The sequence below is a fragment of the Corynebacterium amycolatum SK46 genome (assembly GCF_000173655.1).
Classification (GTDB): domain Bacteria; phylum Actinomycetota; class Actinomycetes; order Mycobacteriales; family Mycobacteriaceae; genus Corynebacterium; species Corynebacterium amycolatum_A.
Window position 1 is genome coordinate 19,603 of the sequence record NZ_ABZU01000016.1, and the last position, 26,821, is coordinate 46,423.

At 59.4% G+C, this 26,821-nt stretch carries 25 protein-coding genes and 1 riboswitch; of the genes, 11 read left to right on the forward strand and 14 right to left on the reverse strand.

All coding sequences use genetic code 11. The features are described from left to right. Positions 1-33: 33 nt before the first annotated feature. Together purB and CORAM0001_RS09185 are read right to left on the reverse strand one after the other, a co-directional pair. Positions 34-1,464 carry an adenylosuccinate lyase gene (gene purB, locus CORAM0001_RS09180; protein ID WP_005511565.1) on the reverse strand — a complete coding sequence of 477 codons (1,431 nt, stop codon included), beginning with the start codon at positions 1,462-1,464 and terminating at the stop codon, positions 34-36. Positions 1,465-1,498: 34 nt separating this feature from the next. Continuing rightward, positions 1,499-1,948: a MarR family winged helix-turn-helix transcriptional regulator gene (locus tag CORAM0001_RS09185; RefSeq protein WP_005511577.1), complete on the reverse strand. Its 450-nt coding sequence runs from the start codon at positions 1,946-1,948 to the stop codon at positions 1,499-1,501. A gap of 259 nt (positions 1,949-2,207) precedes the next feature. Here CORAM0001_RS09185 and CORAM0001_RS09190 point away from each other — a divergent pair, with 259 nt between their 5' ends. From CORAM0001_RS09190 to CORAM0001_RS09210, 5 genes are all read left to right on the forward strand, one after another. Continuing rightward, on the forward strand, positions 2,208-3,479 hold the full coding sequence (locus tag CORAM0001_RS09190; protein ID WP_005511600.1) for an MFS transporter: 1,272 nt from the start codon (positions 2,208-2,210) through the stop codon (positions 3,477-3,479). Between the two features lie 120 nt (positions 3,480-3,599). Then, positions 3,600-4,328, forward strand: a complete 729-nt coding sequence (locus tag CORAM0001_RS09195) for an amino acid ABC transporter ATP-binding protein (protein ID WP_040361817.1) — start codon at positions 3,600-3,602, stop codon at positions 4,326-4,328. A 15-nt stretch (positions 4,329-4,343) separates the two neighbouring features. Next, positions 4,344-5,285, forward strand: coding sequence for a glutamate ABC transporter substrate-binding protein (locus CORAM0001_RS09200; RefSeq protein WP_005511571.1), 942 nt, complete (start codon positions 4,344-4,346; stop codon positions 5,283-5,285). A gap of 19 nt (positions 5,286-5,304) precedes the next feature. Then, on the forward strand, positions 5,305-5,991 hold the full coding sequence (locus CORAM0001_RS09205; RefSeq protein WP_040361799.1) for an amino acid ABC transporter permease: 687 nt from the start codon (positions 5,305-5,307) through the stop codon (positions 5,989-5,991). Then, entirely contained in the window at positions 5,991-6,929 is a 939-nt protein-coding gene (locus tag CORAM0001_RS09210; RefSeq protein WP_040361820.1) for an amino acid ABC transporter permease, read from the forward strand. Before CORAM0001_RS09205 ends, CORAM0001_RS09210 begins: the two co-directional genes overlap by 1 nt. 225 nt (positions 6,930-7,154) lie before the next feature. Here CORAM0001_RS09210 and CORAM0001_RS09215 read toward each other — a convergent pair whose 3' ends face one another. Beyond that, complete coding sequence (locus CORAM0001_RS09215; protein WP_005511572.1) at positions 7,155-8,957, reverse strand: BCCT family transporter; 1,803 nt, start codon at positions 8,955-8,957, stop codon at positions 7,155-7,157. 209 nt (positions 8,958-9,166) lie between these two features. Between CORAM0001_RS09215 and CORAM0001_RS09220 the strand changes: the two genes are divergently transcribed. After that, positions 9,167-10,753, forward strand: coding sequence for an alkaline phosphatase D family protein (locus CORAM0001_RS09220; RefSeq protein ID WP_040361802.1), 1,587 nt, complete (start codon positions 9,167-9,169; stop codon positions 10,751-10,753). A 36-nt stretch (positions 10,754-10,789) separates the two neighbouring features. Here the strand turns inward: CORAM0001_RS09220 and CORAM0001_RS09225 are convergent, their stop codons facing one another. The 4 genes from CORAM0001_RS09225 to thiO all read right to left on the reverse strand — a co-directional run bounded on the left by CORAM0001_RS09225 (position 10,790) and on the right by thiO (position 14,307). Beyond that, the gene (locus CORAM0001_RS09225) at positions 10,790-11,989 is read right to left on the reverse strand and encodes a ThiF family adenylyltransferase (protein ID WP_005511557.1); all 1,200 of its coding nucleotides are present in this window, start codon (positions 11,987-11,989) and stop codon (positions 10,790-10,792) included. Then, positions 11,989-12,834 (reverse strand): thiazole synthase, encoded by an 846-nt coding sequence (locus tag CORAM0001_RS09230; RefSeq protein ID WP_040361822.1) that lies wholly within the window; start codon positions 12,832-12,834, stop codon positions 11,989-11,991. Before CORAM0001_RS09230 ends, CORAM0001_RS09225 begins: the two co-directional genes overlap by 1 nt. A gap of 29 nt (positions 12,835-12,863) precedes the next feature. Further along, a complete protein-coding gene (gene thiS, locus CORAM0001_RS09235; protein WP_005511564.1) occupies positions 12,864-13,097 on the reverse strand; it encodes a sulfur carrier protein ThiS in 234 nt (77 codons plus the stop codon). A 13-nt stretch (positions 13,098-13,110) separates the two neighbouring features. Further along, positions 13,111-14,307: a glycine oxidase ThiO gene (gene thiO / locus CORAM0001_RS09240; RefSeq protein ID WP_081451125.1), complete on the reverse strand. Its 1,197-nt coding sequence runs from the start codon at positions 14,305-14,307 to the stop codon at positions 13,111-13,113. Beyond that, a riboswitch (TPP riboswitch) is annotated at positions 14,294-14,416 on the reverse strand. (Overlaps the previous gene by 14 nt.) A gap of 70 nt (positions 14,417-14,486) precedes the next feature. On the opposite strand from thiO, the gene CORAM0001_RS09245 reads away from it, so the two are divergent. After that, entirely contained in the window at positions 14,487-15,269 is a 783-nt protein-coding gene (locus tag CORAM0001_RS09245; protein WP_005511556.1) for a thiamine phosphate synthase, read from the forward strand. Between the two features lie 11 nt (positions 15,270-15,280). On the opposite strand, the gene CORAM0001_RS09250 is transcribed toward CORAM0001_RS09245, so the two are convergent. Both CORAM0001_RS09250 and CORAM0001_RS09255 read right to left on the reverse strand, forming a co-directional pair. Continuing rightward, the gene (locus tag CORAM0001_RS09250; protein ID WP_005511585.1) at positions 15,281-15,982 is read right to left on the reverse strand and encodes a potassium channel family protein; all 702 of its coding nucleotides are present in this window, start codon (positions 15,980-15,982) and stop codon (positions 15,281-15,283) included. After that, a complete protein-coding gene (locus tag CORAM0001_RS09255; RefSeq protein ID WP_005511553.1) occupies positions 15,975-17,405 on the reverse strand; it encodes a TrkH family potassium uptake protein in 1,431 nt (476 codons plus the stop codon). Before CORAM0001_RS09255 ends, CORAM0001_RS09250 begins: the two co-directional genes overlap by 8 nt. A 437-nt stretch (positions 17,406-17,842) precedes the next feature. On the opposite strand from CORAM0001_RS09255, the gene trpB reads away from it, so the two are divergent. Beyond that, complete coding sequence (gene trpB / locus CORAM0001_RS09260; protein WP_005511576.1) at positions 17,843-19,168, forward strand: tryptophan synthase subunit beta; 1,326 nt, start codon at positions 17,843-17,845, stop codon at positions 19,166-19,168. A gap of 65 nt (positions 19,169-19,233) precedes the next feature. Here the strand turns inward: trpB and CORAM0001_RS11360 are convergent, their stop codons facing one another. The 3 genes from CORAM0001_RS11360 to purD all read right to left on the reverse strand — a co-directional run bounded on the left by CORAM0001_RS11360 (position 19,234) and on the right by purD (position 22,849). Further along, complete coding sequence (locus CORAM0001_RS11360) at positions 19,234-19,389, reverse strand: hypothetical protein (protein WP_005511549.1); 156 nt, start codon at positions 19,387-19,389, stop codon at positions 19,234-19,236. An 810-nt stretch (positions 19,390-20,199) separates the two neighbouring features. Beyond that, entirely contained in the window at positions 20,200-21,327 is a 1,128-nt protein-coding gene (locus tag CORAM0001_RS09265) for a pyridoxal phosphate-dependent aminotransferase (RefSeq protein ID WP_050773644.1), read from the reverse strand. 247 nt (positions 21,328-21,574) lie between these two features. Further along, positions 21,575-22,849: a phosphoribosylamine--glycine ligase gene (purD, locus tag CORAM0001_RS09270; protein WP_005511595.1), complete on the reverse strand. Its 1,275-nt coding sequence runs from the start codon at positions 22,847-22,849 to the stop codon at positions 21,575-21,577. Positions 22,850-22,929: 80 nt separating this feature from the next. On the opposite strand from purD, the gene CORAM0001_RS09275 reads away from it, so the two are divergent. The 3 genes from CORAM0001_RS09275 (at position 22,930) to CORAM0001_RS09285 (ending at position 25,005) form a co-directional block, all read left to right on the forward strand. Then, the gene (locus tag CORAM0001_RS09275; protein ID WP_005511554.1) at positions 22,930-23,352 is read left to right on the forward strand and encodes an HIT family protein; all 423 of its coding nucleotides are present in this window, start codon (positions 22,930-22,932) and stop codon (positions 23,350-23,352) included. A 170-nt stretch (positions 23,353-23,522) separates the two neighbouring features. Next, a complete protein-coding gene (locus tag CORAM0001_RS09280; RefSeq protein ID WP_005511558.1) occupies positions 23,523-24,242 on the forward strand; it encodes an esterase/lipase family protein in 720 nt (239 codons plus the stop codon). Then, entirely contained in the window at positions 24,232-25,005 is a 774-nt protein-coding gene (locus CORAM0001_RS09285; protein WP_005511587.1) for an esterase/lipase family protein, read from the forward strand. The genes CORAM0001_RS09280 and CORAM0001_RS09285 overlap by 11 nt, the downstream gene beginning before the upstream one ends. A 9-nt stretch (positions 25,006-25,014) precedes the next feature. Here CORAM0001_RS09285 and CORAM0001_RS09290 read toward each other — a convergent pair whose 3' ends face one another. Beyond that, the gene (locus CORAM0001_RS09290) at positions 25,015-25,857 is read right to left on the reverse strand and encodes a PaaI family thioesterase (RefSeq protein ID WP_005511580.1); all 843 of its coding nucleotides are present in this window, start codon (positions 25,855-25,857) and stop codon (positions 25,015-25,017) included. 124 nt (positions 25,858-25,981) lie between these two features. Continuing rightward, positions 25,982-26,356: a low molecular weight phosphatase family protein gene (locus CORAM0001_RS09295; protein ID WP_157752552.1), complete on the reverse strand. Its 375-nt coding sequence runs from the start codon at positions 26,354-26,356 to the stop codon at positions 25,982-25,984. Positions 26,357-26,821: the final 465 nt, after the last annotated feature.

A 26,821-nucleotide genomic window follows, 5' to 3' on the forward strand; every position in this document is an offset into this window, starting at 1 on the left:
GCGCTTCCACGTTTACGCGTGACGCTCGCGAAGCTACAGAATCTCGCCCGGCTTGTAGGCCGCGGCCTCTGGGTACTTGTCCACGACAGCCTGCACACGTGCAACTACGCGGTCGACCTGAGATTCTGCGGCACCGATGAACGCGTGGCGGTTTGCCAGCGCGTCGGCAAGCCCTGCGGCATCCAGCGGGAAACGCTCATCTGCAGCGAGACGTTCAGTGAGATTCTGCTCGGCGCCCTTTTCGCGCATATCCAGTGCGGTGGCGACGGCGTGCTCCTTGATGATCTCGTGGGCTTCCTCGCGGCCCATACCAGCGCGGACGGCTGCCATGAGGATCTTGGTGGAGGCGAGGAACGGCAGGTAGCGTTCCAGCTCGCGGTCGATCATGGCCGGGAATGCACCGAACTCGGACAGGACGGTGAGGAAGGTTTCGAACATGCCGTCCATGGCGAAGAAGGCATCCGGCAGTGCGACACGCCGGACCACGGAGCAGGAAACGTCGCCCTCGTTCCACTGAGTACCGGCGTACTCGGAGATCATAGTCATGTACCCGCGCAGGATGACCTGGAAACCGTGGACGCGCTCACAGGAGCGGGCGTTCATTTTGTGCGGCATGGCGGATGAGCCGACCTGGCCTTCCTTGAAGCCCTCGGTGACGGTCTCATTACCGGCCATCAGGCGAATGGTGGTGGCCAGCGATGCCGGGCCTGCACCCAGCTCGACCAGTGCGGACAGAGCGTCAAAGTCGAGGGTGCGCGGGTAGACCTGACCAACGGAGTCAAAGACACGGTCGAAGCCGAGGCCTTCAGCGATTTCGTTTTCCAGGGAGGCCAGCGCGGACTCGTCACCGTCAAGCAGATCCAGCATGTCCTGGGCGGTACCCATCGGGCCCTTGATGCCGCGCAGCGGATAGCGGGAAACCAGGTCTTCCACGCGCTCGATGCCCAGCAGCATCTCGTCCGCAGCGGAGGCGAAGCGCTTACCCAGGGTCGTTGCCTGTGCGGCGACGTTGTGCGAGCGACCCGCCATGACCAGCGACTGGTACTCGGAGGCCTTTTCCGCAGTGCGGGCGGCAACGGCAACGGCCTTGTCACGCACGACCTTCAGCGACTGCAGAACCTGCAGCTGCTCAACATTTTCTGTCAGGTCACGCGAGGTCATACCCTTGTGGATGTGCTCAGTGCCAGCCAGGTCGCAGAACTCTTCAATGCGAGCCTTCACATCGTGGCGAGTAATACGCTCACGGGCGGCAATGGAGTCGAGGTCAACCTGGTCGATAACCTTCTCATATGCCTCGATGGTGCCCTCCGGCACCTCAATTCCGCGGGCGACCTGAGCCTTCAGAACTGCAATCCAGAGCTTGCGCTCGAGGATGATCTTGTACTCAGGGCTCCACAACTCAGCCAGAGTCGCAGAGGCGTATCGGTTTGCAAGGACGTTTGCGATCTTCTTTTTCTCAGCCACGCCCTCAAGTATTCCATGACCACAACATCCGCGGTTATCTAGGCCATGGATGACCACGCATTTCTTCCACACCTTCGTTGAATTTGCGCATCAATCGCACGAACTCCGCGAGCTCCGTGTCCTCCCAATCATGCGTAATGTCATCGACGGTACTCTTACGCGCCTCAATCTCCCGATGCAGCAGCTCTAGCCCTTTGCCGGTCGCGCTATGCACCTTCGCGCTTGACGACGGCGCGGACCTCTTCGCGATATACCCCTGCCGCATGGCGGCGGCCAGCTGGCGATGCACTGTAGAAATGTCCAGCCCCAGCGCATCGGAGAGCTCTGCGACTGTCATGTCCGGCTGCGCTTCCAGCCTAGCCAGCAGTGCTGCAGCGGAGCGATCCAACAAGATGTCCTTGCGATGTGGTCGGTAGCCGCTGGAGCTCACCCGGGATAGCAGCATGTTCTCGTAAACGAGCGCGGCCAGGTCGTCGTTTCGCACGGTGGCAGTCAATCCTCTTGTCGCCTTTATGTCGACCCTTTAATGGGCCTGCGAGATGTATCTGTTTTGCTCAACTTCCCTATTCTAGCGCGTCGCGGATGGGGTTAAGGCCGAAAAATCACATTTGCATCATACAAACCAATTGTTATAATTCGAGCCCTAACTGCATTTTTGCACGATACAAATACCGGAAAGCAGTTTTGCCAAAGCACTAATTCCACGATCGTTTTCAAACGAGAAAAGAGTCCGTATCTTCAGCATGACAACGCATACGACCACACAGAACAGGCACAAACAGAACGAGCAGCACGGACAAGACAAGCTCTTCTCCCCCGCGTTCATCATCAGCTGGCTGATTAACTTCAGCATGTACCTGGTGTTCTACCTTTCAATCACGGTCATGGCACTCTACGCCGTCCAGCGCTTCTCCGCCTCCGATGCCGCCGGTGGCTTCGCCGCCAGTTCTTTCGTGGTCGGCGCCACCATCGCGCGTCTCTTTTCCGGCTACTTGGTGGACACCTTCGGTGGTCGCAGAATCATGCTTGGCTCACTCGCCGTCATCGTGGCAGCCTGTGCCGCCTACATGTGGGCCGCATCCCTGCCGATCCTGATTGCAATCCGCATCATCCACGGCCTGACCTACGCATTAGCTTCCACCGCCGTGATGGCCGCCGCCCAGACCGCTATTCCGGCTTCGCGCCGCGCAGAGGGAACTGGTTATATCTCGCTCGGCACCACCCTGGCCACCGCGATTGGCCCAGCTCTCGGCCTGGCCCTTATTGGCTCGGTCGGCTATAGCGTCCTCTTTGCCACAGCCCTCGGCCTGTCCATTGTCGGACTGGTGCTGGCGCTCTTTCTGCCACAACACAACGATCCCACCACTGCGGCAACCAAGGACGAGGCCACCGAGGATTCGTCGGCAAGCGAGACGAAACGCACGTTTTCCTTCGATGACATCATGACGCCGAGAGTGGTGCCGATTGGCCTGTTCATGCTGCTCATCGGCCTGGCGTATGCGGGCGTGATCACATTCCTGAACCGATACTCGCAGCTGGGCGGCCTGACTAGGGGCGCCAGCTTCTTCTTCATCGCCTATGCGGTGGCGATGATGGCGGCGCGTTTCTCGCTGGGACGCCTACAGGATCGCCGCGGCGACAACCCCGTCATCGCCATCGGCCTGGTGTGCTTCACCATCTCGCTGCTTGTTCTGGCTTTCGCAACCGCTGACTGGCACGTTATCGCCGCCGGTGCGTTCTGCGGCCTGGGCTACGGCACGCTGATGCCGGCCTGCCAGACCATCTCTGTGCACCTGGCCCCGGCACACAAGTTGGGCACGGGCATCTCGACGCTGCTCTTGCTTGTCGACGCGGGCATCGGCCTCGGCCCAATCGTGCTTGGTTCGGTAGCCGCCACTATGGGATTCGACAAGATGTACGCAGGCCTGGCGGTTGTGGTGGTTCTCGCGGCCGTTTTCTACTGGTTCGTGCATGGCCGCAAGCCTGTTGCGAGGCGCCATCGCGTGGATCTTTAGAACTAATTGGTGTGCGGTCACTTTTCACAGGTGAATATCGGACAAGGAACACCGATAGCAGTTATGTGTCGTGAGTCACCTATACTTTTTCACATGACTGAATCATCCACACCACAGAGCATGATTTCGATTGCCGGGGTGAATAAGCACTACGGCGATTACCACGCTTTGCGCGACATCAATCTGGAAATCCCAGCTGGTCAGGTCGTAGTTGTCCTCGGCCCCTCCGGCTCTGGTAAGTCCACACTGTGCCGAACCATCAACCGCCTCGAGACCATCGACAGCGGCGAGATCCGCATCAACGGCAAACTTCTCCCAGAAGAGGGTAAGGAACTCACCCGTCTGCGTGCTGAGGTCGGCATGGTCTTCCAGCAGTTCAACCTCTTCAGCCACATGACCATCCGAGACAACGTCACGCTGGCTCCGCTGAAGGTCCGCAAATTGTCCAAGGCCGAGGCGCGCGAGCGCGCTGATAAGCTGCTCGCCCGTGTCGGCATTGCGGAACAGGCTGACAAGTACCCGGCACAGCTCTCCGGCGGTCAGCAGCAGCGCGTCGCCATCGCTCGCGCCCTGGCCATGGACCCGAAGGTCATGCTTTTCGACGAGCCCACCTCCGCGCTCGACCCGGAAATGATTAACGAGGTCCTCGATGTCATGACCGACCTGGCCAAGGGCGGCATGACCATGGTCTGCGTCACCCACGAGATGAGCTTCGCCCGCCGCGTGGCCGACCGCATCCTGTTCATGGCCGACGGTGCGATTGTCGAAGACACCGACCCGGAGACCTTCTTCACCAACCCGCAGAGCGATCGCGCCAAGGACTTCTTGGCCAAGATCGTCGGACACTAGGCGGAGCTGGTCACCATGAAGCTTTCACTATTACAAGGGGGCCGGGGACGCAGTCGCAACCAGGGCCGCCGAGGTGTCGTCGGCAAGCGAGTTGCGGCGGCAGTCGTAGCTGTTGCCACGACGATGAGCCTCGCGGCCTGCGGTAGCGGCGGACCCCGAAACCTGCTGGCCGATATCGAAGCCGGGCACGTGACGCTGGGTACGAAGTTTGACCAGCCGGGCCTCGGTGAGCGCACCCCGGACCGTGAATTCGAGGGCGTCGACAACGATGTCTCCCGCTACGTCATCGAGTACATCGCCAACAAGAACGGTTGGGATGTGCCCGAGATGGAGTGGCGCGAGACCCCGTCCGCTCAGCGCGAGACGCTGATTAACAACGGCGAGGTCAACATGATTGCCGCCACCTACTCCATCAACGCTGGCCGCCTGGCTGCCGTCGACTTCGCCGGCCCGTACCTGGTCACGCACCAGGCACTGTTGGTGCGAGGTTCCGAGGGTATCCAGGGGCTTGACGACGTCGCCCCGGGCACTCGCCTGTGCTCTGTTTCCGGCTCCACCCCAGCGCAGAAGGTCAAGGACGCTCTGCCGGAGGTGCAGCTGCAGGAGTTCGATACCTACGCTGCATGCGCCGAAGGTGTGAAGCAGGGTGTCGTCGATGCCCTGACCACCGATGCGACTATTCTCGCGGGCTTCGCCCAGCGCTACAAGGAGCGCTTCGGCGATGACTTCCGCGTAGTCGAGCTGCGCAACCCGGATGGTTCCTACTGGACCAACGAGTACTACGGCATCGGCCTACCCAAGGGCGATGATGCCAGCCGTGAGGCCATCAATGAGGCGCTGGAGTCGCTGTACGACACCGGTGAGCTTCAGAAGATCGTCAAGAAGCACTTGGGCGACAAGTTCGAGCTGGGCGACAAACCGGCAATCGGCGATTTGTCGTTCGTAGAGAAGAAGTAGGAAGGGGTGCGAGCAAACAATGAATCCAGAACTTTGGAGTGAGATGGGGCCGGAGCTGCTTCCGGCTTTCTGGGTGACCATCAAACTGACGATTGCCTCGGCAATTGGTTCCCTGATTTTTGGCACGCTTCTCACCGCTATGCGCGTGAGCCCCGTGGGAATCCTGCGTACCCTGTCGACCTGGTACATCAACATCGTCCGCAATACCCCGCTGACGTTGATTGTGCTGTTGGCCTCGATGGGTCTCTACTACAACTTGGGCCTGCTGCTGGCTGCGGAGAATGACTCCTTCATTGTCAAGCAGAACTTCCGCCTCGCGGTGCTGGCGTTTGTTGCCTACACCTCGTGTTTCGTCGCGGAGTCCCTGCGCGCCGGTATTAATACCGTGCCGTTCGGTCAGGCTGAAGCCGCCCGCTCCCTGGGTCTGAGCTTTGGTCAGAGCTTCCGCTACATCATCTTCCCGCAGGCATTCCGCGGCGCTATTGTGCCGCTCGGCAACACCCTGATTGCGCTGACAAAGAACACCACGATTGCCTCGGTAATCGGTGTGGCTGAAGCGTCGCTGCTGATGAAGACCATGACCGAAAACTACGCCAGCGATATCCTGATTATCTTCGGCATCATCGCTATCGGCTTTATTATTCTGACTCTGCCGACCGGCCTGTTCTTCGGCTGGGCTGGCAAGCGATGGGCGGTGAAGCGCTAATGGCTACTCGCGCAACAGTTCTTTACGACGCGCCGGGCCCCAAGGCTCAGCGCTTCAACCGAACCCTCACCTGGATCGTGGCCGCAATCACCGTTGCGATCCTCGCCTGGGTGGGAATGAAACTGGCCGACAAGGGCCAGTTCGAGTCCAATAAGTGGTCGTTCTTCCTCGAATCCACAACCTGGACCACGTACATTCTGCCCGGCCTGGTCAGCACCATTATCGCGGCTGTAGTCTCCATTGTGTTGGCGCTGGTTATTGGCGCTCTCCTGGGCGTCGGCAGGCTGAGCCCGATTGCGCCGGTGCGCTGGCTGTGCTCGGTGATTGTCGAGTTCTTCCGCGCCATTCCGGTGCTGGTGCTCATGCTGTTCGCCTACTCGGTGTTCGCCATCTGGCAGCTGTTCCCGTCGAACTACCTCGGCTTTGCCGCTGTTGTGTTCGGTCTGACCATGTACAACGGCTCCGTCATTGGCGAGACGCTGCGCTCCGGCATCGAATCGCTACCGAAGGGCCAGCGAGAGGCCGCGATTGCGCTGGGTCTTTCCCACCGCCAGACGATGGTCACCATTTTGCTGCCGCAGGCAGTCGCCGCCATGTTGCCGGCGATTATTTCTCAGATGGTCATTGCGCTGAAGGACTCCGCGCTGGGCTACATGATTGGTTACGTCGAGGTTGTCCGCTCCGGCCGCCAGCTTGGCGAGTACTACGGCGCCATGATCCCATCGCTGGTCGTCGTGGCGATCATTCTCATTGCCATCAACTTCGGCCTGGCCAACCTTGCCGAGCGCATCGAAAGCCAGCTCCGCGCCGGCCGCGCCCGCCGCAACATCATTGCGAAGGTCCCGCATCAACGCGACGTGGGTGTCACTACTAAGGATGAAACCAACGTCGACTGGCACGCCGAAGGCCACCGAGATCTGCGCGGCACGCACGAGTAAAACTCGCGCATTACCCACGACCCGCGTATTCACATTCGCTTTACGACGTGTACAGCGACGCCGCCCACGGAAACTGTTTTTGGTTTCCGCTGGGCGGCGTTTTTGTTTGTCTATGGTCTTGCCTTCGCTCCTATCGATGAACTACTCACTGATGGACAGGCTCCGGTGCATCGATAGGTGAATAGCGTGGCCACAAGTGCCGGGCACTACTGCGACCATGCTCTCCTACGACTCAGACTTGGTCCCCGACTCCTCTGATTCCGACTTTTCGCCAGACTCAAACTCACCTTCAACGACCACATCGGACTGAATAACCAGGCGTCCCTCTTCATCGTGGGTGTATTCAAGACGTGGCAGCTCATTGCCCTCTTCGTCGTAGCCCGGCGCGGGTGCGGCTTCGTGTTTCTCCAACTTCTCTGGAGTATCGGTCTTGCTCCACTGTCGCGTGACCGGCTTGCGCACGGCCATATGGTCATCGCTCATGCCCTTGACCAGGGAGTACATCATCACAAAGTGGAGGAAGAAGAACGGTACACCGATGACGATCACCGCAGATTGCAGCGCTTCCAGTGCAGTTTCACCGGAAATCAGCAACAGGGAAGCTGCCACGGCACCAATCATGACTCCCCATAGAACTCGGTAGAAGGTTGGAGCCTTGTTCTCCTCACCGGTGGACATCATGTCCATGACCATTGACGCGGAGTCGATGGATGTGACGAAGAAAATCATGATCACTAAGAGCGCAAACACACTGACAAGCGTCGTCAGCGGGAACTGCTCCAGGAGGATAAAGAGCGCCGGCGAGGGGTCTCCGCCTTCGACGACTGGTTTGGTCAAAATGCCCGGCTGCTCGTTCTCTAGCTCGAAACCTGCACGGCCGAAGATGGAGAACCACATAATCGACACGATTGTCGGCAGCGCAATCACACCGGCAATGAACTGACGGACTGTACGGCCACGGGAAATACGGGCGACGAACATGCCCACAAATGGCGACCAGCAGATTGTCCAGGCCCAGTAGAAGACCGTCCATGCGCCCTGCTTCCAATTCGGGTTGACGTCGTAGGAGTCAGTCCAGAACATGATGCGCGGCAGCGCATCCAAGTAGACACCTGTCGTATCGACGGTCTGGCGCAGCAGCGTCAATGTCGGGCCCATTAGCAGTACGAAGACCATCAATGCCATGGCGGCCCAAATATTGGCGTTGGACAGCACCTTAATGCCCTTGTCCAGACCACGTGCCACGGAGATTGAGGCAATCACGATGATGATGGCAATCAGAATGAGCTGCACCATCGAGTTTTCCGGGGTACCGATTACACGAGCAGCACCGGAGTTAATCTGCAGCGCACCCATGCCCACCGATACCGCGATACCGACGACGGTACCGATGATGGCGACGGCGTCGATAAGCTTGCCCGGCCATGAGTAGATGCGGGCACCGAGCAGCGGCGCGAAGATGGAGGAGACGCGCGGCGGCAGGTGACGCTTGTAAATGAAGTACCCCAGCGCGAGCCCCGGCAGCGCCATGATGACCCACATGTGAATACCCAGGTGGTAGATGGTAAATGCCATCGCAGTGTTCTGAGCTTCACGGGACATTGGTTCATCACCAAACGGCGGGTTAAAGGCGTGGTTGAGCGGTTCAGCCACACCCCAGAACATCAGCATGGAGCCAGTACCGCCGGCGAAGAGCATGCCGAACCACTCGGCGATGGTGTATTCGGGCTCTTCGTCGTCATCGCCAAGCTGAATGCGTCCATAGCGGGACACAAACAAGCCGATGAGGAAGATAAAGCTTGCCGAGACACCGCCGATGAACAGCCAGCCCAGGTTAGACGTAACCCAGTCGGAAGCGGCCGAGTAGGCATCCCGAGCCGTATCGCCCAACGCTACGGTCACTGCCACAAAGAGGACAATGAAACCCATCGCTGTCGTGAAGATCAACGGGTCGGTCGGCAGGTTCTTGAGAAAACCGCCCGACTTCTTTTCTTGCTTGTTTACTTGTGGCGTTTCTGTCGAACCCATTGGTGGGGTCAGCGCCTTTCGCTTCTAGATCGACTGTCCTTTGCAAAGACAGCTCGAGAGTCTTTTCCTCCCAAGTCAATTATCTACGTTACAAAAAGAACCCCAGCGATTCTCAGTAGCTGAATCATTGCACTGCACATACGACTTTTTCCTTCGAGTTCACGCTGGTTTAACTGAACGTCAAAGTGGAAAACCTATCGTTCGACTCCATGCAGCTTTCCCGTCGCAGCGCTCTACGTTTAGGCGCATCCACCGCACTTGCTACTTCAGTCACGCTCGCTCATGCCTCTGGAGCTGCCGCTTCAGTTACACCGGGTTCGCCGTCACTGGTCTCCCCAGGGCTACTGCGTTCTCGGCCACAGCTCACCCACGGCGTTGCAAGTGGCGATATCCGCGGCGACGGCGCATTAATTTGGGCTCGCTCAGACCGCCCCGCCCACATGGTGGTTGAAACTGCTGCAACTGAGAGCTTCCAGAATGCCAAGGTATTTCGCAGCAACTCTCTGTTAACTCCAGACACCGACGGCACCGGACGTCTACGTGTCGTCGGTCTCGAGCCGGGACAGGAAGTCTTTTACCGCGTCACGCTCGAAGAGGCAGATACTGGAATTTGCTCTGATCCCGTTATTGGCACCTTCCGTACTGCCCCCAACCGCGCATCCAACATCCGATTGCACTGGTCCGGTGACGTCGCAGGTCAGGGTTGGGGAATTAACGACGAAATCGGTGGCTACACCGGCTTTTCCACCATGCTGGAGCGCAAGCCCGACCTATTCATTCACTCAGGCGACACCTGCTACGCCGACGGTCCGCTGGATGAATCCGTCACGCTTTCCGACGGCACTGTGTGGCGCAACCATGTCACTCCGGCCAAATCCAAGGTTGCTGAAACTCTCGAAGAGTACCGTGGCCAGTACTCCTACAACCTCATGGACAAGAACTACTTGGCCTTCAATGCGCAGGTTCCGCAGCTGGTTCAGTGGGATGACCACGAAACGGTCAACAACTGGTACCCCAACGAAATCCTTGACGATGATCGCTATACCGAGCGCGACGTCAACACTCTGGCCAAGCGCGCCTACCAGGCATTCCATGAGTGGCAGCCAATTGATCAGCAAATGGCTGTAGATGGGCGCGTCTACCGAAAGGTTTCCTATGGCCCATTGCTAGACATCTTCATTCTGGATATGCGCAGCTACAAGGGAGAAAACACTTCCAATAATCCGCGCTCGACAACCGAAGAACCAATCCTCGGCGAGAAACAGACCACCTGGTTAATCGACTCCCTCAAGGACTCCCGCGCGACGTGGAAGATTGTTGCTAATGACCTACCGCTTGGAATCATCGTCCCCGACGGCGACGATGGTGACCAAGAAAGCGTATCCAATGGTGCCGCCGATGCGCCTGCAGGACGTGAACGTGAAATCGCCCGCCTGCTCAGTGCCATTAAAGATGTTTCAAATGTCGTCTGGCTCACCGCCGATGTGCATTACACCGCGGCTCACCACTACAGCCCAGAGCGCGCACAGTTCACCGACTTCGCACCCTTCTGGGAATTCGTCTCCGGTCCGCTTCATGCAGGCGCTTTCGGCCCCAACGAAATGGATTCGACCTTCGGGCCGAAGGTGGAATACGTCCACGCACCGGGTAAAGACAATGCCAACGCCGACCCCACACAGGATTTCCAGCACTTCGGCGAAGTCGACATCGACGGCGACTCACGCGAGATGACCGTCCGCCTGCTCACCACCCGCGGCACCGAGTTGTGGTCGACAACGCTAAAGCCAAAAGCGTAGGCGCACTGTTCAACAGCGCGTGGCGGTAGCCACTAATTAGTGCGTTCCGCCACGCTTTACGACGGTCCCCTGCCCCGCAGCCTGCCAGGCCACAATGCCTCCGTCCAGGTTGATGAGCTCCGGCGTGGGGCCATCAGCCTCAGTCTCGCTGGCCAACAGCTCAATCGCCTGTTGCGAGCGGGCTCCCGAGTGGCAGTGAATGATGACTCCCTCTGTCTCAGTAGCGTCGCCGTCAGCCTGTGCAAGTGCCTCATTCACCGCAGCCCACCCACGGCTGCGAATGTCGCCGAGTGGCACAAGCACAGATCCGGCAATGGCAACCTCCGCGTGCTCTTCGGGCTCGCGTACATCGATGAGAGGCATTCCCTCGGCAAGAAGCTCGTGCGCCGTGTTGGGACCAATGCTGCGCACACTCTGCTCCGGTTCCTCCTCATCCTCGGACCACGAAGCTGCGCACACCTGCGCAATTTCGGTCAAGTCGGAAACGGGTTCGCGCTCCGGGTCGGCTGCAAAGGACAGTGTGCGGGTGGTCGCCTCCAGGGCGTCGATAAGCACGAGCTTGCCCACCGCGACCTTGCCGACACCGGTGAGCACCTTGATTGCTTCGACGACCATCATGGAGCCGATCTGCCCGACCATTGCGCCGAGGACACCGCCTGCGGCGCACGACGGCACGGAGCCGGGGTCCGGGATGTCGGGGTAGAGATCGCGAAGCATGGGGCCGTGGCCAGGCCAGAAAACGGACAGCTGGCCTGCGAACTGCAGGATTGTGGCCCAGACCAGCGGCGTTCCGGTCAGCTCCGCGGCATCGGAGGAAAGGTAGCGCGTGGCGAAGTTGTCCGCACCGTCGAGCACTACATCGTGAGTGGCGAAGAGCTCCTCGGCATTGTCGACGCTTAACCTGCCGACGATTGCAGTCACCGATGCCTCGGAGTCGAGGCGCCGTACGGCATCCGCGGCGGATTCGGCCGGGCGACCAATATCGGACTCACGGTGAATGACCTGGCGCTGAAGATTGGATTCGTCGACCACGTCATCGTCAATGATGGTGATGTGTCCGACCCCTGCACCGGCCAGGTACAACAGCGCAGGCGATCCCAAGCCACCAGCTCCGATGACAAGGACGCGGGCGGCTCGCAAAGTTCGCTGCCCCTCGGCACCAAAGCCCGGAAGTGTTAGGTGCCGGGCATACCGGCGCAGGTCGCGGTCCGATAGGTTGACACCCTGCTCAGCCATTACAGAGAATCCTGCTCGCGTGCGCCGCTGATGCGCTCGGTGATGATTCCCTCAAACGACGAACTAGCCTGGGCCAGTCGACGCCGCGGAATGCGGCCGGACTCGCGAGCAGTCAGTCCTGCCTCAACGCCGAAGCGCATCGCCGTGGCCATGCCCACCGGATCATGTGCACGGGTCACTGCGGATGCCAACAGCACTGCATCGCAGCCAAGCTCCATCGCCTGCGCCGCCTCGGATGCGGTACCGATGCCCGCATCCAGGATGATGGGCACATTCGCGCGGTCCACAATCAGCTCGATGTTGTGTGGGTTAAGAATGCCCAGGCCAGTGCCGATAGGCGAGCCCGCCGGCATGACCGCCGCACAACCTAAATCCTCCAGTCGCTTGGCCAGCGCGGGATCGTCATTGGTGTAGGCGAAAACGACGAAGTCGTCAGCTACTAACTGCTCCGCTGCCGCGACCAGTTCGACTGGGTCCGGCAGTAGCGTGTCCTCGTCAGCGATGACCTCGAGCTTCAGCAGGTTGGTTTCCAGCGCCTCGCGGGCCAACTGCGCAGTCAGCACCGCGTCACGAGCGGTATAGCACCCCGCAGTATTCGGCAGCGCCGCAATATTGTTGCGCTGCAGAATCTCAAAAACGTTCTGCTTCGTGCCAGGCGTAAAGCGGCGCATCGCCACCGTAGTCAGCTCGGTGCCCGAGGCCACCAGCGCGCGCTCCAGCGTATCCATGCTGGTCGCACCACCAGTTCCCATAATCAGACGGGAGTTCAACTCCAGCCCGCCAATGTGCAGCGGTTCGCGTGTAAGTCCGCTCGCCGCCCCGGTTTCATTTTCCTGTGCGGACATATTTGCTTGTGCGGAATTCTCGGTCATCTCTAGCCTCCCTGAACTGCTGTCACAATGTCGATGGCACCTGCCACGGGTGTGGTCGCCCACTTGGCACGCGGAATCACCGCGCCATCCACGGCTACTGCAATCCCCAGGCGGGTGCCATCCGCGGCGGTGCCGTCGTCGTTAAGCGCGTGCCCCGTGTGCTTTGCGACGAGATCTGCGACCATCTCCCCCTCAGCCGGTGTGTAGCCTTCGCCATTGAGTGTTGTGGTGGACATAAGCGAGCCTCCTCTAATCGCTGAAGCGGAATGGATTGACGGCGGAAAGAAGCGCCGGGTCGTTGTCAATTTCCCGACCTGCGACGACGTCGGCCGTGAGCTTGGAGCCGATGGCCGTAAGCAGAATGCCGTGACGGAAGTAGCCGGTGGACACGGTCAGTCCTGGAGCCACGCGGCCAATCATGGGGACATCGTCTGGGGAGCCGGGCCGGGCGCGGGCGGTCATCTCGTAGATTTCGCAGTCGAGAATGCCGGGCACCAGGCGGTAAGCGTCGCGGAGTAGCTGGTGGACTCCTTCGGCGGAGACACCGGTCAGGTCATCTTCACGCGAGGTTGCGCCGAGGACGACGGTGCCGTCAGCGCGCGGAACAATATAGACCGGACGCCCCTGAACCACACCGCGAATAGTGCGAGTGACCAGCGGCTGCAGGCGCTCCGGCACACTCAGACGCAGCACATCCCCATAGACCGGGCGCAGTGGCAGATTCAGTTTCTCCGGCAGGCCAGTGATGTCGGCGGTGTTCAGCCCCGCAGCCAAAACGACCTCATCGACGAGGTAGTCATTTCCGTCCGTCCCGCGCAGACCGATGGCGCGGCGGGGGTCGGCATCGGAAGCGTAGATAACCTCTTCCACGCGAGTGCGGATGACGCGGTCTCCCAGAATGGTCAGCAACGCCTCGGCGAGCAGACGCGGATTGACCTGGTGGTCTCCCGGAATATCCACCGCACCAACACAGCCCGGCCCTAACGCTGGTTCTGCCCGGCGCGCCTCGGTGGCGGTGATGCGGTTGATCTCCATGCCCATGTCATGCTGCAGCTCAACGAGCTCGCTGAGTGTCTGCCGGTCTGCGGCATCACCCGCACAAACAAACGTGGAATTCTCGATATAGCCAACATCGTGGCCCGATTCCTCGGCGATGGCCAGGGCAAAGTCGCGGTAGAGCTTGCCCGACTCCACCATCAGCGGATACAGCGTCGGCTGATCCCACACGACTTCGGCTACCGGCGCCAGCATGCCAGCTGCGGCGAAAGTTGCGCCGGAAACGGGCTCAGCGTCGAGGACGGTCACATCGAATCCCTGGCGGAGTAGTCTCCATGCCGTCGCCAAGCCAATAATGCCCGCACCTGCGATAACAACGCTTGACGACGTATCCCCTGCGCCACCCTCACTTATCGAGGTAGCACCCATAGCGGCAGCATTCACTGCCATTCCTCCCTCCGGCGGCATAACCCGCATCAGGTAAAAGCGGTCGGCGTTACTCGCCCTCTCAGCCAGCGGCATCTCATCGATGCCGAGTACGGCTCCCGCGGAACGTGGTACTCCCCCATCATATGACTTCGGACTCTCCGCCACGACACTGCATCCCCAACCTCGCCTAACATGGGGACATGAACGCCTCATCAGCCGCCACTCGCACAACACGTCGCGCCCTGCTTGCCGACGCCCGCCTGTACCTCTGCACCGACTCGCGCGCATCCCGCGGCGATCTGCGCGAGTTCCTGCACGCCTGTTACGAAGGCGGCACCGACATCATCCAGCTGCGCGACAAGAGAGTCGACACCCGCGACGAGATTGCCGCCGTGGAGACCCTCGCCGAGGTCGCCGCTGAACACGGCAAGCTCTTCGCCGTCAATGACCGCGCCGACATTGCCGCACTGACCGGCGCAGACATTCTGCATGTGGGTCAGGAAGACCTCACAACCGAGCAGGCCCGCCAGATCGTTGGTCCCGAGGTTCTCATCGGCCGATCCAACCGAAATCTGGACATGTTCGCCGCCTCGCTTGCCGACGATGGCATCGATTACGCGGTAATCGGCCCGGTGTATGCCACCCCGACGAAGCCCGACCGTCAGCCCGTCGGAGTCGACATGGTCCGTGAAGCTGCGGCACTGGTACGGAGGGTGCGCGCTCAGGGTTCAGCGGAGTCCCACCAGGATTCCGTGGCCGATATTGTGCGCCCACACGACCGCAGCGCAAGTGACCCGGTCAAGCCATGGTGGGCAATCGGCGGTATCAATGCCGAGACCGCCGGCGAAGTTATCGGCGCTGGCGCGGAGCGCATTGTGGTGGTTCGCGCACTGACCGAGGCAGCGAATCCGGAAGAGGCAGCGCGTGCTCTGCGCGCTGCGGTTACAGGCGTCGACGGAATCGACAGCCACGGCGACAAGTAGCAATCAGCGCCTTACTCTCCGGCGAATGTCTCCAACTGCCGAATGGCACCCGAGACAATCAGGAGGTCCCCTGCGGTAATACGGTCGTCGGCAAGCGCAGGGCGGAAGCGCTGACCGCGCTTTTGAACGGCGACAACCGTAATCGGTGCGCTCTGGTTAATCTCCGCCACCGTCTTATCCAGGCAGTGGATTGGCGGCGCGACCTTGCCCACCGCGTAATCGCGATCGAACTCCAAGAAGTCCTGAACCTTGCCGCCGATTAGGTGCGCAATACGACGGCCGGTGTCGGCCTCCGGGCGAATGACATGGTGAACACCGATTTGGCCCAGAATCTTGGCGTGGGCCTGGTTATCGGCCTTTGCCCAGATTAGCGGTACGCCCATGTCCACCAGCGCGGACGCGGTCAGCAGCGACGCCTCAATGTCACTGCCGATGGCAATGACCACGCGTTCGGCTTCATCGACACCGAGCTGCTTCAGTACTTCCGGCATGGTGGTGTCGGCGGTGACCACGTGGTCGAAGGTCGAGGACAGCTCCTGAACCACCTTTTCGCGGTGATCTACACAGAGAACCTCGATACCACCAGCAACCAGCTCCTCGCCGAGCGCCTGTCCGAAACGCCCCATACCGAGGATGACCACAGGCGAAGAGCTGGCTTGGTTGGAAAAATGCTCCACAAAACCAGCAAACGGGTTAAATTTCGAGTTAGCCAATGAAGGGCCTTTCTTCCGGAAAACCATAGATGCGCTGTCGTGGCCGAGCCGCCAGGGCCGTCGCCAAGGCGATAGGACCCACACGACCAGAAAACATCAGCACGATGAAGATTGCCTGTGCTGCCACCGGCAGGTCAGCGGTGATACCTGTGGAAAGACCTACCGTGGCGAAGGCACTGACTACTTCAAACAGGATTTGGTCAGTAGAAAATTGTGGCGCTAGGAAACTGACGGCGATTACTGCCAGAAAAACCTGGCCGATACCGAACGCAAGAATGACAAGGGCCTGGCGCAGCACCTTTGGGTTGAGGCGCCGCCGAGCCACGGACACGGAGGCATCACCGCGAATCTCCGCGAGAACAGCGGCGAGAATGACTGCCGACGTCGTGATTTTCACGCCACCTGCAGTACCACCGGTGCCACCACCAATGAACATGAGGAAGTCAGTACCCAGCAGTGTGGACGGGTGGAAATCCGCGTAATCGAGCGCGTTGAACCCCGCGGTACGCGGGCTCACACCAGCGAAGAATGAGTTGAGTATCTTCTCCCCCGTGGTGAGCCCAGACATGGCATTGGACCACTCCCCAAAAGCCACCATGAGCGTACCCAAAGCAATCAGCAGGATGGTGCCTTTGATAGTGAAGCGAGTAGTCAGAGACCAACGTTTAGGCAACTGCCCTCGCGTGCGGACACTAAGCCACGCTTTCAGGTGTCGCCAGGCCTCGAGCAGAACAGAAAAACCCAGACCACCAACGATAAGAGAAAAGGCCAGCGGCAAAAGTATCCAGGCATCGCTGTGGAACCCAATGACGTTGTCCGTATACAGAGCAAAACCGGCATTGTTGAAGCTTGAGATGGCATGGAACAACCCCTCCCACGCAGCCTTTCCCCAGCCATACCCGTATCCGGAGTGGAACCGCAGCGTAAGTGCCACTGCGACTACAAACTCCACCAACAGAGTGAAGCTAACGGCAGCACGGACAACCCACGAAATCTCGCCCATGTCCATGCCGCGGCCTTCAACGCGGGCACCGGCACGTCGGTTAAGACCGAGCCTTCCCGCAACGAAAAGGCCAAAGAGTGAAGCCAAGGTCATGAACCCGAGACCACCCAGCTGAATCAACAACATGATGACGACCTTGCCGAAAGTCGACCAATGGGTGGCCGTATCTACGGTGATCAGGCCGGTCAGGCTTGTTGCTGAGGTGGCTGTGAACAGCGCATCAGACAGCGCCGTGGGCAAACACATATCCCCAGGGCTCGGGGCACACTGCCCCGTGGGATGGCTATTGGCCGCCGAAATCGGCAGCATTAACAAAACCGTGCCAGCGGTTATCAGGGCGACATAACACCACACCACCAACGTTGTGGGACGAACTCCCCGACGTGATTTAGTGGTCTGCCGCGACAGCGTAATCACCATCGGAACGTTAGTCCTCGTGGCCAGCGGTGTCGAGGGGATCCGAGAATTCTGCCCCTTACGCGTACCCGACTAATAGGGGAACTGCCTTACACCCCAGGCACAGTTGCGATATCCCGTACACAATTCGCGCCCAATCCCCGCCCCCCACACCCCACCCCGCTTTGGCTACTGCGGAAACCTTGAGTTATGGTCAGATTCATGATGACACCCCTGATGAACACACCCGCGCCGTGCGGCGCACAGTGGTGGTGGCTCGCTTAAGTCCGCGAGCAACGTCACGTCATCTCATTAATGTCGACGGCAAACCCGTCAAGTACGAGCTCGCAAGAAGATAAATCTGGCGGGCTCTTTTCTTTTATCGGTTCGAGACTTTTATCGGTTCGACGAAGAGAACCAGGGCCCGCTGAAATAAACAACAGCAACGAAAGGCCCCCTCAATGACTGATTACAACCCCAGCGCGGATGCCATCGCCAAGGCTTCAGCACCGACTGCAACCAGGGTGCCGTCGGCAAGCGTTAACGGCGCGGGCGAGGTGCGCGAAACCCTCTTGCCTGCATTTTTCGGTCGCTTCGGCGGACAGGAAGTGCCGGAGTTCCTGCTGCCAGCGCTCGATGAGTTGGAAGCGGCTTATATCGAGGCGATGAGCGATCCGGAGTTCCAGCGTGAGCTGGAAGAACTGCGTCGCGACTTCCTCGGCCGCGCAACCCCGCTGTTCGAATGCCGTCGTCTATCCACGCCGAACACGACGATTGTGCTCAAGCGCGAGGACTTGAACCACGGCGGCGCGCACAAGGGCAACAACGTGGTTGGCCAGGCGCTGCTGGCAAAGCGCATGGGGAAAACCCGTCTCATTGCTGAGACGGGTGCAGGCCAGCACGGCACGGCCACCGCAATGGCCGCAGCGCTTCTGGGACTTGAGTGCGAGATCTACATGGGCGCACACGATGTCGCCCGCCAGCACCCCAATGTTGAGCGTATGGAGCTGATGGGAGCGAAGGTCGTTCCCGTCACTACCGGCGAGGCCGGTTTGAAGGATGCTATTGACGAGGCACTGGTCGAGTGGAGCAAGACTCTCGACTCCACTTTCTACCTGCTGGGCACCGCCGCCGGACCTCACCCATTCCCCACTATCGTGCGTGAATTCCAGCAGGTCATCTCGGAGGAGTCACGCAGTCAGATGGTCGAGCGCTACGGCAAGCTTCCCGACGCTGTCATCGCAGCCGTCGGTGGCGGCTCCAACGCCATCGGCGCATTTGCTAACTACATCGACGACTCCGATGTCGCTCTCATTGGCGTCGAGCCCGCAGGTGAGGGACTCGACACCGATCGTCACGGCGCGCCCATCAATGCGGGCAAGACTGGCGTCCTTCACGGCATGCGCTCATTTGTCATGCTTTCCGACGACGGCGAGGTGTTGCCATCGCACTCCATCTCGGCGGGCTTGGATTACCCGTCCGTTGGCCCGGAGCACGGCATGCTGAAGGAGAATGGCCGCGCCAGCTATGTCGGAATTACCGACGAGGAGGCGCTGGAAGCGTTCCAGCTGCTCAGCCGCATGGAGGGCATTATTCCGGCGATGGAATCCTCGCATGCGCTGGCGCAGGCCATTAAGATTGCGCGACTCCGGGAAACCGACCCTGCCGCTGGTAGCGAGCTCGGGCTGCCAGTTCACGAGGGCGATGAGCCTTTGCTGTTGCTCGTGAACCTGTCAGGTCGCGGCGATAAGGATATGGAGCAGGTCCGGGAATTCCTTAACCAGTAGGAACAGCCGTAGGGATTGCTTCCCCACTAGCTGCCTAGCAGGAATCGGACCAAAGCTAATTCTTGTTAGGCAGCGCGGCGGTCGTCGGCGGCGATGCCCTGGTTCGGGTTCGCCTCCACGATGGCTTCGGTAAGCAGCGATGCCAGCGCATCCTGCTTAGATTCCTTGCCGTCCCGGAAAATCGGGGACACAGTATCCATAATCTCGTTGAATGCGTTCATCAGAGGTCACCTCTCTTAAGATCTCTTTGATCTTTATTGTTGGACTTATCCAACCGATTCTTTGCGATTCCGCAGTTAAAACAATGTTTCATCGAACCGTTTGGAACTTATGACTTGCAACCGTAGACCACAACACAAGACCTGGCAAGCACTAAACTTTATTTCCAGTTAACCTTTTGTTAACTTTTGGGCGCTTTTTGGCTCGGATACGGCACCGCAAACAGCGCCCCTCAACGCCACGCCATGCTTCGCTTTACCGCCCTTGATAACGGCTTCAAAAATCACACTTTTACACAGCCAAAAACAGGGCGCGAAAGTCTCTTTTGGTCGAACATAAACTATCCCCACTGAAAGCGCTTGCGGCCATTACTAAACGCGGTTTACACACCGCACCCAATCGTCACCCCACGCGGGGATAGTCGCCAGCTTCCCAGGGGACAAGCCCAGCGTCAATTAAAGAAAAAGCGCACCTATCAGCACAAATAGCCCACCAGCAAGGCTGCCGACCGTCAAAAATTCTGCCGTGAAAGTCTCCCCGCCCCGATATCGGCTCGACCCAGCCCCACTTGATGCTACCGCAGCCACCGCCCCTCAATCTGAGACAGTTTCCCTCCCTTATGACGAATGGACGTTCAAGAAAACAGGACCCCATCGACCCCTCCTCACGAATGCCCCAATATCAGCCCAACGAGCAGCCGCCGACAAGGGATTTAAAGCAGCGCTTCACCCGTCGAGCCCCTATCTCGACCGACGGGATAATACCCCTGAAAGAGTGAGGTAAATCACACTGCGAGCACCGCTAAAACCGCTTTAACCACGACCAATGAACACCCCAATACGCCGAACAGCCTCTTCCATCTCGGACGTCTCACCGGCGAAGCAGAAGCGAACCCACTCATGGCCGTTCTCTGTGTCAAAGTCGATTCCAGGGGCAACGGCCACGCCCGTTGCGGCCAACAGTTCCCGAGCCCATGTCATGGAGTCGACGGAGTTCGGGTCGTCGTAAAGCCCTGCAATATTGGCGTAGATATAGAAACCGCCGTCGGGTGGGGCGATATTACCGAGACCGACGCGGGGCAGTCCCTCGAGCAAAACGTCGCGGTTGCGTGCGTAACGCGTCACGTGCGAATTGAGCTCGGCAATAGACTCAGCGCTGAACGCCTCCACGGCCGCTGCCTGCGAAATTGCCGGTGGACAGACAGTGAGGTTGGCTTCGAGACGATCCAGGGGTGCACGCAGCCACTTTGGAACGATGAGCCAGCCGACGCGCCAACCGGTCATCGAGAAGTACTTACTGACACTGCCGACCACGACCGCCGCGTCGGAGAACTCGCGTGCAGACGCACACTTTCGGCCATAGGTAATGCCGTGATAAATCTCGTCGGAAATGAGCAGGCAATCGTGCTGCTCACACCACTTCGCAATGGCACGCAGCTCGTCGGCATCGATAATGGTGCCAGTGGGATTATCCGGACTGGTGACAATCACAGCCTTGGGCACGCGCGGAAGTGCCTGCAGGTGCTGGGCGGTGAGTTGGAAACGAGTCTCGGGACCACAGTCAATCTCGACAATGTTGGCGCCGAGCGCCTGCAGAGTATTGCGGTATGCGGGATAGCCCGGGCGCGCGAGCACGATGTCGTCGCCGACGTCGAGCACTGCGAGGAAGAGCGCCACGAAACCGCCGGAAGAACCGGTAGTGATGACAACATCAGCGGCCTCCGTGGCGGTACCGTAGTTTTCACGATGCCAGGCGGCGATGGTTTCGCGCAGTTCAGGCGTGCCGACGGCCGCTGTGTAGCCCAGAACCTGGTTTTCTAAATCAGCACGAGCACGGGCAATTGCAGCAGCTGGGGCCGCAGTCGCGGGCTGTCCCACGCAGAGGAATAGAGCGTCACCGTGAGTACGCTGACGCTCTTGCGCGAGCGCGAGAACGTCCATCACATGAAAGGGGGCGACCTCGCTGCGGCGGGATGCCAGATCGCGCTGGGGCTGGGACGTCTGCGATGACTGCGATGGCGTTAGCGCCTGCGACGACTTTGGTGACTGCGACGACTTTGGTGACTGCGGAGGTTCGGCGTGCATACCTTCATCTTTGCAGCCACCGAGGACACCCGGGAAATCCAGTTCAACCCGGGTGGGTGCACCAGTGAGGTATCCGAGTGCAGCCGGACCACTCAAGCATTATCTAGATGGAAATGCGGCCCTCAACTGCAGGTAGTGCAATGTCGGTGCGGTAGTGCGAGCCCTCGAGCTTAATGGTCTTGATGGTCTCGTACGCCTTGTCGCGGGCCTCTTCCAGCGTGTCACCAACGCCGATGACGTTGAGCACACGGCCACCAGCGGAGACCAGCTCACCCGCGGCATTGCGGGCAGTACCAGCGTGGAGAATGCCATCTGCCTCGCGGCCAGGCTCTGCACCTTCAATGACATCGCCCGTGCGCGTCGACACCGGGTAGCCCTCAGCGGCCAGCACAACAGTCAGAGCGTAACCATCACGCCAAGACAGCGGACCGAAGTCCGCCAATGCTCCGGTAGCAGCGGCGTTGAGCAGCTGAGCCACCGGGGACTCCAGCAGCGCCAACACGGCCTGGGTCTCCGGGTCACCGAAACGGCAGTTGAACTCAATGACAGCCGGGCCGTCCTCACCCCAGGCCAGACCTGCGTACAGCAGACCCTGGAACGGGCAGCCACGAGCGGCCATCTCGCGAGCGACCGGCTCGCAGACCTCGGTGACAATGCGCTCAGTTGCGCCTTCCGGCAGCCAAGACAGCGGGCTGTAAGCTCCCATGCCACCGGTGTTCGGCCCCTCGTCGTTATTACCGACGCGCTTGTGATCCTGAGCTGGCAACAGCGGGACGACGGTTTCGCCGTCGACCAGGCAGAACAGCGACACTTCCGGGCCATCCAGGAAGGACTCCAGCAGCACCGGGTTACCGGCTGCCAGCACCGCCTTTGCGTGTTCGAGAGCCTCGGCGCGGTCCTTAGTGACCACAACGCCCTTGCCAGCAGCCAGACCGTCATCCTTCACGACCCAGTTCGGGCCAAAGCGGTCAATGGCGGCTTCGATGTCTTCATCGGAAGCCTCTGGCTGAATGGCCTCTGCCGAGGCGGTCTTTACCCCAGCCGCCTCCATGACGTCCTTAGCGAAAGCCTTGGACCCCTCAATCCGAGCTGCATCAGCGTTCGGGCCAAAGACCGCAAAGCCAGCGTCGCGCAGTGCGTCTGCCACACCTGCGACCAGCGGAACCTCCGGGCCAATAACAACCAAATCGGCCCCAATTTCCTTGGCCAGCGCAACAGCGCCAGCGGGGTCATCCACGACCAGTGGATGCATGGTTGCAATTTCACTCATACCCGCATTACCAGGGGCTACGTGAAGATCAGTAGCCTGCGGGTCCTTACTCATTGCGTACAACAGGGCGTGCTCACGGGCACCGGAGCCAATTACGAGGATGCGCATAGCAATCATCTTACTAATCAGCCCGGATAACTCTCATCGCCCCCAACCCCTCAATCCGCTATTCGGGTTACCCTTGGCACATGAGCACAGTATTTACCAAAATCATCAACGGTGAACTCCCCGGTCGTTTTGTCTACCGCGATGACAAGGTCGTCGCATTTTTGACCATCGAGCCAATTGCGCCTGGCCACACTCTGGTCGTCCCTGTTGAAGAGGTGGACAAGTGGACGGATGCCTCGCCTGAGCTGTGGGCTCACCTCAATGAGGTTGCTCAGAAGGTTGGTCAGGCTGTTGTCTCCGCTTTTGACGCTCCGCGTGCTGGCTACCTCATCGCCGGCTTCGAGGTTCCGCACACCCACATCCATATCTTCCCTGCCCACGATATGTCCGGTTACAACCTTCAGTCGGTGGATCGCAATCCTTCCGCAGAGTCCATGGATGAGGCCGCCGCTAAGCTGCGGGAGGCCCTCGGGACTGATGAAGACGGAAAGTTGGTGCGCTAATCGCCGCTTCAAACGAGGATTTTCGGGAAGAACAACTTCCGGTAGTCCCTGCCCTTGAAGCGCAGGAACCGGAGGCACAAAAACCGGCTGCAGCTGAAGAATCAGCATCGCTCCCCTATGCCATCTTCCGGCCGCTGCGCGGTGTTTTCGAAGATAACTGGGGAGCCAAAGTGTCCAAATCCCGGCCGTGGCCTGTCATCCTCCTGCATGGAACAGGCCAGGTCAAGGGCATTTGGGAGACCCTTGGCGGTCAGTTGCGGGAAGATGGCTGGGCTGTCTTCGCGCCAGACTTTGGGCACCGTGCAACAGACCCCATCAATCAGTCCATCGACATGCTCGTGCCCTACATCAGGGCTGTCCTGCACGCGACTGGCGCCAAGCACGCCGTTATCGTGGGGCACTCGCAAGGCGGCTTAATTGCCACCCTGCTTTCTCTACGCATTTCCAAGTACATCAAGCATGTTGTCTGTCTTGCCGCCCCCAATCACGGCACCAACCTGGGCGGTATCGCTTCCGGCATCACTAAGATTCCCGGCACGAGGTCGCTGATGAGCAACTTTGTTCAGAGCTACTGGGGCGTTTCCGGTTTGGAACAGCTCACGGGTTCAAAGATGGTTTTGAACTCCAATTCCCACGACATTCTCGGCCCCGGCGTTACTTACACCTGCATTGCCACTAAGTATGACCAGCTCATTTCCCCGCCACAGTCCTGTTTCTTGGACGACGGTGACACAGGCATGGTCACCAATCTCTATGTGCAGGACACGTTCCCTCAAGCCATCGTTTTGCATGAGCAGATGGCACACGATTGGCGTCCCCGCACACTTACTCGCAAGGCACTATTCAGGCTGGTAGGCGAGGACTTTGACCCAACCGAGCATGCGGAATAGACCGCTCCTAACGCGGATTTTCCCGCCGACAGCCGCTCGTCCGCCCCTGCCAAATCCGAGTCCGGCAGCGGGGAACCTCAGCGACCCCGTTCCGGTTATCGCATTACATGGCACGCTCGATAGTCCCGGTGCGTGGGCACCGCTTGCCGACGGTCTCCGTTCCCTCGGCCGCCGAGTCCATGTACCGGCCTACGGAAACCGTGGCACTGCTGCCCTTGCGGATTCTGTCGCCGAAGTCGAGGCCTACATCAACGGAGTCTGTACTGAAACGAACTCAGACACGGTCGATATTGTGGCTCACTCTCAGGGCGGGCTACTGGCTTTCCTCTTGTTTACACGCCTAGCGGGTCATGACGGCGAACGCATTTCGTTTCGACGTGTCATCAGCGTCTCGGGCTCTGTCGGCGGCGTAAACCTGACTGGAATCTCCCGCATTCTGGGCTGGTGGAATGGGGCTCCTGCCCGCTGGCTAGTGGGGCAGGCTTTAGCCGATCAAATTGCGGTTGCGGCAGGAAAATACAGACTTCCTGCAGCCAACACTGCCCCGCACCTCCGCGGGCGCAAGGCATCCGCACCTGACTGGATTAATGTCATCAGCCACCATGACAGTCTGGTCATTCCGTGGTCCGATACCGCGCAGAGCTTCCTGCCGGACAGTCGAACTGTTTTGCTCGAATCCGAGCTGGAGGGCAGGTCTGTTGCGCATTGGAAGCAGCAAACAGATCCCGAAGTGATCGGTCTGATCACTCACCTATTGGCATAGAGCTTTGACCTAGAACTTGGTCAGCGACTCGCGCGCGGTGACGACATCCGCAAGCAGCTGCTGCGCAGCTGGCGAAGGGTTATCGGAGGTGAGGGCCTCGATGACGACGTCGGGAAGCCCTGCGGCGCGGTAGTCGTCGACAGTGACATCGCCGTACTCAAGGACGCCGTGGAGCCATGCGACTGCACGCGACTCTGGCGAAATGCAGCGTCGTGCGGTGCGTTCCTGCTGGACGAGCACATCGCGGTTCTCCACCCCGCGCATCCCCAGCCGCGCCAGCGTGCGAGCAGCAGAGATGAGGTTCTCACCGGCAACACGATCCTGCTGATTCGGGTTAGCCGGCGGCTTCTTGCGACCACGACGGCGCACGTAGAGCTCCTGCTGGCCAATACCAACCAGGGAACCATCGCGGTTTCGGATTACAGAGGTGTATGGAACGACCGTCGAATAGCCGCCTTCAGTTTCAGCCTTAAGCTTTTCGACCATCTCATCCGGCACCTCTACCTCGAGGTACGCACCATTCTTACCTGGGCGAATGAACTCAAACGACCCAGTTCGCGTCCACGCCTCGTACTTCTTGACGTCCAAGCGCTGCATAACCAGCGTGCCAAACAGCACATCCGTCATCGAAAACAGCGCACCACCGAATGCCGCGCCATGCATATTCGCAGTCAGAGCGTTCAGGCGCAGCTCCAGCCGACCTGCCGACCAGTCATCCGCAATCTCGGTGATACGGATGCCGGTGCCAAACAGCGGCGGCCAAATGTTCAGCAAGAACTTTGCCTTAGCCGGGGACATCTCTTTCTCAGCAAGCTTGTACAGGGTGCGTCGCAGCGAGGGACCAATAGACATAACTACTTACATTAGGTGCTGACCGGACGGACGCGGGCATTATCGTCAGAAAAAAAGTGTGTCGGCTTCAGCACATGCTTTACGACGGTTCCCGCGCCCCACCTTCTATTAAGTCAGCGACTATTTAGGCAGCAAACCGTTCCGCCAGCGTATTGACGCGTCGAGTAAAGAAATCCCGCAATTGCGCGTAGCGAGGATAACCATAAATGCCGCGGTCAGCTGGGTCATCATATTCCCAGCGCTCAGTCTCTACATCTGGCGCAATGTAGTCCGAAACGTCGATTCTCCCCACGACAATGACCACATCCGCACCGTCTGCGAGCGACGGCGTGAGTTGATGAGGATCCCCATCACACCGTGCCCCCACCTCACAGAGTGCACGCCGCGCGTCTTCATCCAGACCGCGGTCATCATCATCGATGCTGATACCTGCTGACAAAACTGTCAGGTCCGGGGCAGCTTGCCGCAGCAGCCCTTCTAGTACGCGTGAGAGTCCCATGTTTGAACTACTGACAAAGAGCACCTCTGACATGGCTCCATCGTAGATTATTTTTCTCAGAGAAATCACCCCAGCTTGTGGGGTTTTCTGGAAGGTTTTACAGAAAAATGCCAAAAGCGCCCATAGCGCAGGCCCTTCCCCGAGACCAGCCCTATCGACGCTTATGACTTAACAACAAAGCCCACTTTACATACGCACGTAACCCCTGTGAAGCATGGGGCTAGAGTTACAGATGTGAATACTCTGCGACCTGTGATTATCCTGCTGTCGGTGTTGCGTTGTCCCGCTGTCGGTGTTGCGTTGTCGCGCTGTCGGTGTTGCGTTGTCTTATCGATGCAATATTCACCTATCGATACGCAGCAGCGTGGCCATAAGTGAATAGCTCATCCATATGTTGACCGGGACTTCCGACAGCGTGGCCATAAGTGACAGAAGATTCCCCACCCCCAGCCCCGATAGGCATTT